The sequence below is a fragment of the Streptomyces sp. NPDC059455 genome (assembly GCF_042750115.1).
In the GTDB taxonomy this organism is placed as follows: domain Bacteria; phylum Actinomycetota; class Actinomycetes; order Streptomycetales; family Streptomycetaceae; genus Streptomyces; species Streptomyces endocoffeicus.
This window is the reverse complement of sequence record NZ_JBHYVB010000127.1, coordinates 23,348-34,830: the sequence shown is the minus strand read 5'-3', so window position 1 is coordinate 34,830 and position 11,483 is coordinate 23,348. Positions and strand designations below refer to the sequence as shown.

Annotated in this window: 10 protein-coding genes; 4 read left to right on the top strand and 6 right to left on the bottom strand. The window is 72.7% G+C overall.

Going from position 1 to position 11,483, the window contains the following annotated elements; translation table 11 throughout:
* Nucleotides 1-228: 228 nt before the first annotated feature.
* Nucleotides 229-930, bottom strand: coding sequence for a pyridoxamine 5'-phosphate oxidase family protein (locus ACFXB5_RS34935; RefSeq protein ID WP_385215664.1), 702 nt, complete (start codon nt 928-930; stop codon nt 229-231).
* Between the two features lie 36 nt (nt 931-966).
* Here ACFXB5_RS34935 and ACFXB5_RS34930 point away from each other — a divergent pair, with 36 nt between their 5' ends.
* Entirely contained in the window at nt 967-2,295 is a 1,329-nt protein-coding gene (locus ACFXB5_RS34930) for an aminotransferase class I/II-fold pyridoxal phosphate-dependent enzyme (RefSeq protein ID WP_385215661.1), read from the top strand.
* Nucleotides 2,296-2,465: 170 nt separating this feature from the next.
* Here the strand turns inward: ACFXB5_RS34930 and ACFXB5_RS34925 are convergent, their stop codons facing one another.
* Entirely contained in the window at nt 2,466-3,476 is a 1,011-nt protein-coding gene (locus ACFXB5_RS34925; protein ID WP_385215659.1) for a DMT family transporter, read from the bottom strand.
* A 73-nt stretch (nt 3,477-3,549) separates the two neighbouring features.
* On the opposite strand from ACFXB5_RS34925, the gene ACFXB5_RS34920 reads away from it, so the two are divergent.
* Complete coding sequence (locus tag ACFXB5_RS34920) at nt 3,550-4,455, top strand: LysR substrate-binding domain-containing protein (protein WP_385215656.1); 906 nt, start codon at nt 3,550-3,552, stop codon at nt 4,453-4,455.
* A 21-nt stretch (nt 4,456-4,476) separates the two neighbouring features.
* On the opposite strand, the gene ACFXB5_RS34915 is transcribed toward ACFXB5_RS34920, so the two are convergent.
* On the bottom strand, nt 4,477-4,944 hold the full coding sequence (locus ACFXB5_RS34915) for a pyridoxamine 5'-phosphate oxidase family protein (protein WP_385215653.1): 468 nt from the start codon (nt 4,942-4,944) through the stop codon (nt 4,477-4,479).
* Nucleotides 4,945-5,000: 56 nt separating this feature from the next.
* Here ACFXB5_RS34915 and ACFXB5_RS34910 point away from each other — a divergent pair, with 56 nt between their 5' ends.
* On the top strand, nt 5,001-5,774 hold the full coding sequence (locus ACFXB5_RS34910; RefSeq protein WP_385215651.1) for a cysteine hydrolase family protein: 774 nt from the start codon (nt 5,001-5,003) through the stop codon (nt 5,772-5,774).
* Here ACFXB5_RS34910 and ACFXB5_RS34905 read toward each other — a convergent pair.
* Nucleotides 5,740-6,246: a Rieske (2Fe-2S) protein gene (locus ACFXB5_RS34905; protein ID WP_385215648.1), complete on the bottom strand. Its 507-nt coding sequence runs from the start codon at nt 6,244-6,246 to the stop codon at nt 5,740-5,742. The genes ACFXB5_RS34910 and ACFXB5_RS34905 overlap by 35 nt on opposite strands.
* A 144-nt stretch (nt 6,247-6,390) precedes the next feature.
* Between ACFXB5_RS34905 and ACFXB5_RS34900 the strand changes: the two genes are divergently transcribed.
* Entirely contained in the window at nt 6,391-8,010 is a 1,620-nt protein-coding gene (locus tag ACFXB5_RS34900) for an ATP-binding cassette domain-containing protein (RefSeq protein WP_385215646.1), read from the top strand.
* A gap of 82 nt (nt 8,011-8,092) precedes the next feature.
* Here ACFXB5_RS34900 and ACFXB5_RS34895 read toward each other — a convergent pair whose 3' ends face one another.
* Together ACFXB5_RS34895 and ACFXB5_RS34890 are read right to left on the bottom strand one after the other, a co-directional pair.
* Nucleotides 8,093-9,310 (bottom strand): PP2C family protein-serine/threonine phosphatase, encoded by a 1,218-nt coding sequence (locus tag ACFXB5_RS34895; RefSeq protein ID WP_385215644.1) that lies wholly within the window; start codon nt 9,308-9,310, stop codon nt 8,093-8,095.
* Between the two features lie 24 nt (nt 9,311-9,334).
* Nucleotides 9,335-10,999 (bottom strand): AfsR/SARP family transcriptional regulator, encoded by a 1,665-nt coding sequence (locus ACFXB5_RS34890; RefSeq protein ID WP_385215641.1) that lies wholly within the window; start codon nt 10,997-10,999, stop codon nt 9,335-9,337.
* Between the last annotated feature and the right edge of the window lie 484 nt (nt 11,000-11,483).

The following is an 11,483-nucleotide window of genomic DNA, read 5'->3' as shown; positions in this document are numbered from 1 at the left end:
GTCCTGGTGCGGTCAGCCGCAAGGCGCCGAATCGGCCTCGAGGGGGCACCGCCCGGACGAAGTCCGGGGGAGGGCCTACTCGGTCGGTTCGGCAACGCCGCAGGGGGCACCTCCCGGCGGTAGCCGGGGGCGGCCGTGCCAGGGCGGTGAGCGGGGCACACCTTGGCTGACGCGGCACTAGCTTGAGACGACATGAGCGAAGCCCCGGAGGGCGGCGGGGCGGCCCGGTCAGAGCCGGGTGAGGTAGCCGGGCACCGGCGTGTCGGGTGCGAGGTCGTCGGCGGGGACCGGCGCGCCGTAGGTGTGGGACACCGGCACCACACCGCTCCAGTGGGGGAGTTCCAGGTCCTCGTCGTCGTCGCTTGGCCCGCCGGTACGGAGCTTCGCGGAGACCTCTTCGAGGTCGAGGCGGAGCACCGCGGTGGCGGCCAGCTCCTTGGCGTTGGCGGGCCGGGAGTCGGCGGCGCGGCCCGGCACCACATGGTCCACCAGGGCGTCCAGGGCCGCGGTGCGCTCGGCCGGATCGGTCACCGGGCGGGCGGTGCCGTGCACCACCACCGAGCGGTAGTTGATGGAGTGGTGGAACGCCGAGCGGGCCAGGACCAGCCCGTCGACATGGGTCACGGTGAGACACACCGGCAGCCCCGGTTCCTCGGCGCCCGGCCCGCCCGCCATGCGCAGCGGCCGCGCCCCCGTCGAGCCATGGACGTACAGCCGCGCCCCGACCCGGCAGTAGAGGGTGGGCAGGACGACGGGGGCGCCATCGCGTATGAAGCCCAGATGGCAGACGTAGCCCTCGTCGAGGATCGCGTGCACCACCTCCCGGTCGTACGAGGCGCGCTCGCGGGAGCGGGTGGGCACGGTGCGGTCGGTCGGCGGGTAGGCGTTGTCGGGCGCGTTGGTCGCGGCGGTGGCGTCCGGGGCGGGCATTTGCGTCCTCCATTGCACTAGTGCAAAATAGCATTTGTGCTAGGAGAATATCCGATCGCGGGTCGTCGCGCAGCCGAGATCGCGGCCAGTGTGGAGCGCGCGGTCGGCGCCGGTGAGCTGCCGCCGGGCCAACTGCTGCCTCCCCTACGGGAGTTGGCCCAGCGGCTGGGCGTGAATCCCAATACGGTCGCGGCCGCCTACCGTGTGCTGCGCGAACGGGGTGTGATCGAGACGGCGGGGCGCCGGGGCAGCCGGGTGCGCTCCCGTCCGTCCAGCACGCCCCGCGAGTGGATCGGCGTCGAGGCCGCCGGCGCGCGCGATCTGTCGAGCGGCAACCCCGACCCCGCACTGCTGCCCCCGCTCGGCGCGCCGCTCGCGGCGGCAGCGGCGCGCGCGGCGGAGCGCCCCACGCTGTACGGCGCGCCGGACGTCGTCCCCGAGGTGGCCGAGCTCGCCCGGGCCGCCTTCGACGCGGACGGGGTGCCGCCCGGGCCGGTCGCCGTCACCTCCGGTTCGCTCGACGCGATCGAGCGGGTGCTGGCCGCGCATCTGCGGCCCGGTGACGCGGTCGCGGTCGAGGATCCCGGCTGGGGCAGTCTGCTCGATCTGATCCCGGCGCTCGGACTGCGCGCCGTCCCGGTCGGGGTCGACGACGATGGACCGCTGCCCGAGCGGGTGGAGCACGCGCTGGCCCAGGGCGCGCGGGCGCTGGTGGTCACCGACCGGGCGCAGAACCCGACGGGCGCGGCGGTGAGCGCGACACGCGCGCGTGAGCTGCGGGACGTGCTCGCCGCCCACCCCGATGTGCTGCTGATCGAGGACGACCATGGGCACGGCATCGTGGACGTCCCCCTGCGCCCCCTGGCCGGGCGCACCGACCACTGGGCGCTGGTCCGTTCCACCGCCAAGGCGTACGGCCCCGATCTGCGGCTCGCCGTGCTCACCGGCGACGCCGTCACCCTGGACCGGGTGCGCGGCCGCCAGCGGCTGGGCCCGGGCTGGGTCAGCCATCTGCTGCAGGACGCGGTCGCCTGGCTGTGGAGGACGGGCGCGGTCGACCCGGCGGCGGTGGCGGCGTCGTACGACACGCGGCGCGCGGCGCTGGTGCGGGCGCTGCGCGAGCGGGGGATCGCCGCGCACGGGCGCGGCGGGATGAATGTGTGGGTGCCGGTCCCGGACGAGCCCGGCGCGGTCGCCCGGCTGCTGGCCGCGGGCTGGGCCGTCGCCCCCGGGGCGCGCTTCCGCGTGGCCTCGCCACCGGGGGTGCGGCTGACGGTCTCGCCGCTGGCCGCCGACGAGATCGGGACGGTCGCCGACGCGGTGGCCGCGGCGGCGGGGGCGACGGTATCGGGACGGCTGGACTGAGCGCTCCGCTCGAAGTGTCGCGATGCGCCGTCGGCCGACCGCGGAGCCGTCGTGACTGGTCCCACGCGGCGGAGCCGCATATCGACACAGCCGCGGCTGAGCCGCACATCGACACAGCCCCGCGTCCCTTCGGGGCGCTGCCGAACCGTGGCGGACTTCCTCCGACCTGCTCAGGAGCCTGTGCGATGGACCCGTATGGTTCGGACACGTCCGCCGGACGGGGCCCGGGACGCGCCGGAGCGCCGCTGGGTCAGGGCCGCGCCGATGAGGACGATCACGGCGCCCACCGGCGTGTTCCAGGTGAGGTGCTCCCCGAGGATCGCCACGCCCGCGGTGGTGGCGATCACCGGGACGAAGTACGTGACCATCATCGCCGTCGTCGGGCCGACCTCGTCGACGAGCCCGTACTGGACCAGGAACGCCACCCCGGTGCCCAGCGCGCCCAGGGCGAGCACCGAGAGCAGGGGCAGGACCGGGAAGGAGGTGGGCGTCGTCGCGAACACCGGTGCCACGAGGGCGAGTTGCACCGTGCCGAGCAGCAGCTGCCCGCCGGACATCGACAGATGGGAGTGGCCGGTGTCGCTCAGCGTGCGCCGAACGTACTGCCAGCCGACCGCGTAGCTGGCCGAGGCGAACAGTGCCAGCGCCGTGCCCAGCGGATCCTGGCCGGAGAAGCCCTGCCAGGCGCCCAGCACGATCAACACGCCGATGAAGCCGAGCCCGAGGCCCGCGACACGCTGACGGGTCGGCCGGTCGTCGGAGACCACGACCACCGCGAGCAGCATCCCCCACAGCGGCGAGGCGGCGTTGCAGATTCCGGCCAGGGTGGAGGGGATGGTCAGCTCGGCGTAGGCGAACAGCGAGAACGGCAGCGCGTTCAGGAAGAACGCGGCCACCGCCAGATGGCCCCAGACCCGCGCCCCGCGCGGCAGCCGCTCCCGCTTCACCACCAGCGTCACCAGCAGCACGGCGGTGCCGAACAGCATCCGCCCGAGCGTGACGTACAAGGGGGCGAACGCCTCATTGCCCACCTTGATGAAGAGAAAGCTGAAACCCCAGACCAGGGAGAGCGCGCCGAAGCGGACGCGCCAGTCGAGGAGCGGTCGGCGGACGGGTTCGGAGGGGGAGGGCTCCGCGGTGGAGGCGGCGGCAGGGGGCGCCGAGGCGGCGGCTGAGGTCATGCCTTTACGATGCAGGTTGCAACCTCTTAGAACAAGCGAGAATTCATTCGCGGTATCGCGTAGTATTCCTTACATGAACTTGGATCGCCTCCGCACGCTGCACGCCGTGGCCCGCCACGGATCCGTGAGCGGGGCGGCCGAGGGGCTGCATGTCACCACCTCCGCCGTCTCGCAGCAACTCGCCAAGCTGGAGCGGGAGACCGGTCAGCAATTGCTTGCCAAGAACGGGCGCGGGATCCGGCTCACCGACGCCGGGCGGCTGCTCGCCGACCACGCGGCGCGCATCCTCTCCCAGGTGGAGCTGGCCCAGGCGGATCTGGAGGCGCAGCGCGGCCACGCCGTCGGCGAGCTGCTGCTGGGCGCGTTCCCGACCGCCGTCCGCGGTCTCTTCCCGGACGCGCTGAGCCGGCTGCGCACCGAGCATCCGCAGCTGAATGTGCGGCTCCAGGAGATGGAGCCCAATGAGTCGGTGCCCTCGGTGGTGCGCGGCGACATCGATCTGGCCGTGGTCCTGGACTGGTACAACAAACCGCTGCCGATGCCCGGCGGGCTGGTGAAGGCCGCCCTGCTGGACGACCCGGTGGATGTCGCGATGCCCGCCGACCACCCCCTCGCCGGCCGGCACGCGGTCGAGCCGGAGGACTTCGTGGACGACGAGTGGATCTCCTGGCCCAAGGGCGGGTTCTGTTACGACTGGCTGATGGTGACCCTGCGGAGCAAGGGCATCGAGCCGAGGATCCGGCACACCGCGCATGAGCACCACACCCAGCTCTCGCTGATCGCCGCCGGGCTGGGCATCGCCGTGGTGCCCCGGCTGGGCCGCGGCCCGGTGCCCGAGGGGGTGCGGATGGTGCCCGTCAGCCAGCCCACGATGCGGCGGCACATCTACGCGATCTGGCGCGCCGACGCCGATCGCAGGCCGTCGATCCGGGCGGCGGTCGAGGTGCTGCGGTCGGTCGGCGAGAAGATCATCGACTGACCGTCCCCTGACCCGGGCCGCTCAGCCCTGCGGCATCTTCCGGAAGTCCCAGGAGCGGATCGCCTCGGGGACCAGACGCAGCCAGGCGTGGCGCCCGTCGTGCGGCATGGCGTCCAGGCCGAAGTACTTCGCCGCGAACATCCGCTCCGGCGTGTCGAGTTCGGGGCACGACACGCCGGTGCGCGGCTCCTCGCCGACGGGCACCGCCTCGCCGGAGAGCTCCACCCCGCGCAGTTCGCCGTACTCGTGCCCGTCGTCGACCACCACCGCGATCCGCGGATCGCGGCGCAGCTCGGCCCAGCGGCGGCTGCGGGTCAGGGAGTACAGCCACAGGGCGGTGCCGTCCCAGCAGAACCACAGCGGGCTGATATGCGGCCGCCCGTCCGCGGACACGGTCGCCACCCGGCAGGTGCGCTGTTCGGCGAGGAAGGCGTCCAGCTCGTCCTGGCTCATCATGATGCGACGGTCCCGCCGCTGGGTGACGGTCATCCGACCTGTACCTCCCGGTAACCCGTTGTGCGGCACAGCATGATGGCTCTTCCTTGATGACGCAAGGGACGCTACTCTCCCGCGCCGTGACCCCGAGCCCCCACGAAGACGCCGTGACCCCGCGCGAGGACGCCGCGGCCCCGCGCGGGGACGCCGCGCCCTCGCGCCCCCGCGAAGGCCTCGTGGAACTGCTCCGGCCGGAAGGCTGCGCCCTGCTCACCGTCGAATGCCAGCGCGGTGTGGTGGGGCCGGACAGCGCGCTGCCCGAACTGGCCGCAGTGGCCCAGGAGTCCGGTGCGCTCGGGCGTGTCGCCCAGTTGGTGGCGGCCGCCCACGACACGGGCGTCCAGGTGCTGCACGCGGTGGCCGAGCGGCGCGCCGACGGACGCGGCGCGAGCCGCAACGCACCGCTGTTCCGGGCCGTCGAACGGCTCCCGGTCCGGCAGCTCACCGGAAGCGCGGCGGTGGAGATCGCCGAACCGGTTCCGGTGGCGCCCGAGGACCTGGTCGTACGGCGGCTGCACGGTCTCTCGCCGATCGCCGGGACCGACGTGGACGCGCTGCTGCGCAATCTGGGCCGCCGCACGCTGGTCATCACCGGCGTGTCGGCCAATGTGGCGATCCCGGCCGCCGTCTTCGACGCCGTCAACCTCGGCTATGCGGCCGTCGTGCCCGAGGACGCGATCGCCGGGGTGCCCGCCTCGTACACCCCGGCGATGGTCCGTCACACCCTCGCCCTCGTGGCCGCCGTCACAACGGCCGACGAGGTGGCCGCCTGCTGGCGGCAGACGGCAGTCACGCCATCCAGATCGAACTTCCCTGCACCTTGATCTGCGCGCCCGGCAGCGGCTTCTGCGCCGGGCCGCCCTTCACACTGCCGTCGGTGATGTCGAACTTGCTCTGGTGGCAGGGGCAGTTGATGGTGCCGCCGCTCACATCGCCGACCGAGCAGCCCTGGTGCGTACAGATCGACGAGAACGCCTTGAAGTCACCCGCCTTGGGCTGGGTCACCACGACCTTGTGGTCCTTGAAGACCATGCCGCCGCCCTCGGGGATCTGGGAGGTCTTGGCCAGCTCCATGCCGTCCCCGCCGCCCGACTGGCCTCCCTCCGCGCTCTGCGACGCGCTCTGCGACGGCTGCGCGCCCCCGGCGTCCTGGGCGCTGTCGGCGCCGCCGCCGCCCGAACCGCCGTCGTCGTCCTTGCCGCATGCGGCAAGCGTGGCGGCCAGCCCGGCCGCTCCGGCCGCGGTGACGACGGCACGGCGGGTGGTGCCCTGCCCGGGGATTGCCGACTGCGTCATGGTGGTGCCTCCTGCTAGGGGGACGTTTCACCGTTCTGTACGGACGGCGGGGCCGCCGCGTTCAGCCGTACCCGGGCATCCTCGCGCCCCGGGCCGGAAAATCGCTTTGCCGACCGCCCGGCCGTGCCATGAGAATGCCGGTCCATGGGACATCTGGAGGCCGCACACCTCGCCTACTTCCTGCCCGACGGCCGGCTGCTGCTCGGCGATGTGTCGTTCCGCGTCGCCGAGGGCACGGTGGCCGCCCTGGTCGGGCCCAACGGAGCGGGCAAGACCACGCTGCTGCGGCTCGTCTCCGGCGAGGTGGAGCCGCACGGCGGCACGGTCACGGTCAGCGGCTCCCTGGGGGTGATGCCGCAGTTCATCGGGTCCGTGCGCGATGAGCGGACGGTGCGCGACCTGCTGGTGTCGGTGGCCCAGCCCCGGATCCGCGAGGCCGCCCGCGCGGTGGACGAGGCCGAGCTGGCGATCATGGAGCGGGATGACGAGGCCGCCCAGCTGGCCTACGCCCAGAGCCTGAGCGACTGGGCCGAGGCGCGCGGCTACGAGGCCGAGACGCTTTGGGACATGTGCACCACCGCCGCGCTCGGAGTGCCGTACGAACGGGCCCAGTGGCGCGAGGTGCGCACGCTCAGCGGCGGCGAGCAGAAGCGGCTGGTGCTGGAGGCGCTGCTGCGCGGGCCCGACGATGTGCTGCTGCTGGACGAGCCGGACAACTACCTGGACGTACCGGGCAAGCAGTGGCTGGAGGAGCGGCTGCGCGAGACCCGTAAGACCGTGCTGTTCATCAGCCACGACCGGGAGCTGCTGGCCCGCGCGGCCGCCCGGATCGTCAGCGTCGAGCCGAGCCCGGCGGGCAGCGACGTGTGGGTGCACGGCGGCGGCTTCGCCACCTACCACGAGGCCCGCGAGGAGCGGTTCGAGCGCTTCGAGGAGCTCCGGCGGCGCTGGGACGAGAAACACGCTCAGCTCAAACGGCTGGTGCTGGACATGCAGCGGTACGCGGCCCGCAGCGATGAGATGGCCTCCCGCTACCAGGCCGCCAAGACCCGGCTGCGGAAGTTCGAGGAGGCCGGTCCGCCACCGGAGCCGCCGCGCAAACAGGACATCACCATGCGGCTCGCGGGCGGACGCACCGGGGTGCGGGCGCTGACCTGCCGGGCGCTGGAGCTGGAGGGGCTGATGCGCCCCTTCGACCTGGAGGTCTTCTACGGCGAGCGGGTGGCCGTACTGGGCTCCAACGGCTCGGGCAAGTCCCACTTCCTGCGGCTCCTGGCGGGGCAGAGCGTCGCCCACCGGGGGGAGTGGAAGCTGGGCGCGCGGGTCGTGCCCGGCCACTTCGCCCAGACCCACGCCCATCCGGAGCTCTTCGGGCGCACGCTGGTGGACATCCTGTGGACCGAACACGCCCGGGATCGGGGACGCGCCATGAGCGCGCTACGGCGCTATGAGCTCGACCGCCAGGGCGACCAGACCTTTGACCGGCTCTCGGGCGGTCAGCAGGCCCGGTTCCAGATCCTGCTGCTCGAACTGGCCGGGACGACGGCGCTGCTGCTGGACGAGCCCACGGACAACCTGGACCTGGAGTCGGCCGAGGCGCTGCAGGAAGGGCTCGGAGCCTACGAGGGCACGGTGCTCGCGGTCACCCACGACCGCTGGTTCGCGCGGTCCTTCGACCGCTACCTGGTCTTCGGATCGGACGGCGTCGTCCGCGAGACGGCGGAGCCGGTCTGGGACGAGCGCCGCGTCGACCGGGTCCGCTGAGCGCTCCGCGGGAAGTGGCACGAGGCGCGGTCGTTCATCCGCGGCTGCCGGCGCGTTACGGGAATCCGGGCCGGACACGACATCAGCGCTGGGCGGCGTTGACCGGCACCATCTTCTTCAGCTGCCGCACCGGGTGGAGCGCGGGCGAGCGCTGGATGACCACCATGGCGGCGTCATCGCCCAGCCGCCCGCCGACATGGGCCAGCAGATCGCGGCGGATGTGGTGCAGCAGCCCTTCGGGACCGGAGCCGCACCACTGCGCGACCCGCTGGGCCAGCGGATAGAAGGAACCGTCGGGGGCGCGGGCCTCGATCACTCCGTCCGTGTAGAGCAGCAGCGTGTCGCCGTCCTCGAAGGGCATGGTCTCGGGCGTGCCGGGGTCGCCCGAGCTCCTGGGGAGTTCGCACATGCCCAGCGGCGGGCTGGGATGGGCCGGGTGGAGCGTGGTCACATGGCCGCCGTCCCGCAGCAGCAGGGGCGGCGGATGCCCGCAGTTGGCCATGTACGTCACGGCGCTCTCGTCCGGGATGTCCACCAGCAGGGCGGTGATGAAGTGCTCGCGCAGCTCGTCGTCCGCCTCCGGCCGCGGCTGCTCGGCACCGCCGTGCTCGCCATTCGCGGTGGCGATGTGCTCGGCCAGGTGCCGGCAGACGCTGCGCTCCAGGACATCGGTGAGCTCCAGCAGGCCGGGGATCAGGTGGGCGGCTTCCCGGAAGGCGCCCATCAGCACCGACGCGTCGCTGATGGAGGTCAGCCCCTTGCCCCGGACATCCCCGATGATCAGCCGGGTGCACTTCTTCACCCGGGTCGCGGCGTACAGGTCCCCGCCGATCTGCGCCTCGTCCTCGGCCGCCAGATACAGCGAGGCGACCCGCAGCGGGCCCAGCCGGTGCGGCAGCGGCCGAAGGACGACCCGCTGCGTGGCCTCGGACACCGACCGGACCCGGGCCAGCTCACGGTGGCGCCGCCGCTGCTCCCGGGCGTAGGCCGCGATGAGCAGCGAGAGCACGGCGAGGGCCGCGATCTGCACCTGGTGGTTGACGTCGAAGCCGCCGCGCAGCGCCGCGATGAGTATCTGGGCGGCCACCGCCAGCGCGCCGATCAGCCCGGTGGTCCGGGGACCGGCGAACGACGGGGTGATGGCCGGGGCGACCACCAGCAGGGGGCCGAGGTGGATATGGGACGGGGCCAGCAGATCGACGACGGTGATCACCACGATCAGCCCGACGGGGATCGCCACCAAGGCGTGCCCAGGTTGCCATGGCCTCGTCAGATCGGTCAGCCGTCGGCGAACTCCCACGTCTTCCACTGTGCACCCTCCCGGCTACCGGGGCTCCCTCCCCACCGGGCCCCATGCCCCCTGCCGGCCGGCCCGGCCCCGGCCGATCGCCGCCGGAAGCACCGGGACGGCGGCTTCCCGGTCCTCCAGGCGCCGCAGCTCCTGGGCCGCCGCGCGTTCGATCTCCGACGCCTCCGCTTCCGCCCGCTCCCGGGCGTAGGCGGAAACCAGGCCGTGCAGCCAGAACCGGGGCACGGCGCCGGGGGTGCCCGGGTGGACGACCTTCAGCAGCCGGGTGTCCGCCAGCCGTTCCAGCGCTTCCGCCACGTCGGGCACGGCGAGGCTCGGCAGCTCGGCCCCCGGGGGCGCGGACAGCACCCGGACACCGGACAGTCCGAGCATGCGGAACAGACGGCGATCGTCCTCGGCCAGCCGGTGGTAGGCCGGGGCGAAGCAGGAACGCACGCTCAGCGGGCCATGGGTGAGCTCCTCCAACGGCCTGGACCGGTGCGTCAGCCGGTGGGCGAGGTCACCGAAACTCCAGTGGGGCCGGGCCGCGAGCCTGGCCGCGGCGATGCGCAGGGCGAGCGGCAGACAGCCGCACAGCCGGGCCACCTCACGCGCCGCCGCGAGGTCCCGGTCCACCCTCGAGGTGCCCAGGACCCGACGGAAGAGCATCAGTGCCTGGTGCAGGCTCATATCGGCGTGCTCGACCCTGGAGGTGAAGGGGAGACTGGTCAGCCGCGCCCGGCTGGTGATGATGACCGCGCTCTCCACATTGCCCGGCAGCAGATGCCGGACCTGCGCCTCGTCGGCCGCGTCGTCGAGCACTGTGAGGACGCGCCGGCCGCGGAGGCTGTCACGGAAGCAGGCGGCCTGGGCCCCGATCCCCTCGGGCAGCGCCGACATCGGGTGGTCCAGCGCGAGAAGCATCTGGGCGAGCGCCGCCGCGGGGTCGGTGGGGTGCTTGGTGCTGCCCCCGAGATCGACATAGAGCTGGCCGTCCGGGAACCAGGGGCGCAGCCGGTGCGCCAGATGGACGGCGGTCGCCGTCTTCCCCGCTCCGCCCTGGCCGGTGATGGCGGTGACGGCCGTGGCGGTGCGGTCGCTCGCCGTCAAGGCGGGCGCCAGTACGTCCGTGGTCTCACAGGGCACGAAGTCGGCGATGTCGCCGGGGAGTTGGGAGGGCGCCCGGCGGCTCGCCAGCACCGCGAACGGCGGCCACACGGCGGTCGGTCCGTGGTGCTTCGTCTGCGGTGACAGCAGAGCCCGGTACAGGCGCTGCACATCGGGGGTCGGCTCGGTGCCGAGCTCCTCGGCGAGCTTGGCCCGCAGATCGGCGTAGACGGCCAGGGCCTCGGCGGGACGGCCCGACTGGTGGAGGGCCGACATCAGGTGGCGGTACAGGGTCTCGCGCAGCGGATACCGCTCGATGAGCGGCTTGAGCCTGCTCACCACCTGGGCGTGGGCGCCCATGGCCAGCATCACATCGGTCTGCTCCTCCAGGGCGACCAGCCGCAGTTCGGCCAGCCGGTCGGCCTCCGCCGCGACGCAGTCGCCCGCGTCGGCGTCGCTGAACGCGTCCCCTTCCCAGAGGGAAAGTGCGCGCTCGAGCCTGACCGCCGCCCCGTCGAGATAGCCCTTGTCCCGTTCCCGCATGGCGGCGGCGAGCAGCTTCTCGAACTGCTCGGAGTCGACTTCGGCGGGCACCAGCCGATATCCGCCCGGCTGGGTCGATATTACGGACGTGACGGTGTCCGGTCCGGCCAGGGACCGGAAAAGCGACCTGAGCCGGGACACCCTGACATGCACCGCGTTGACCCGTTTGGTCGGAGGCGGATCCGGCGTTGTCGCCTCGACAATGTGATCGGTCGAGACCGATTGTCCCGCATGGGCTAAGAGTTCGGCCAAGAACGCCCTGTCTCGCCTCCCGACCAGGGTTATCGGCGGGCCTTCCCCGTCGGAGACTCGCAAGGATCCCAGAACGTAGAACTTCACGGCGCGATCGTTGCACGGCACTCGCCCGAAAACCATCCTTGCCGATGGAAGAGTTGATCGGGAACTTGCTCGGGAAGTCGACCAGGGAAGTCGACCGGGAAATGGCTCGCAACCGGCGCGCGCGGCGATACCCGGCGCGCGTGGCGATTGACGCTACGCCACGCCCAATTGCGCAGCAAGCCCCGTGGACACTACC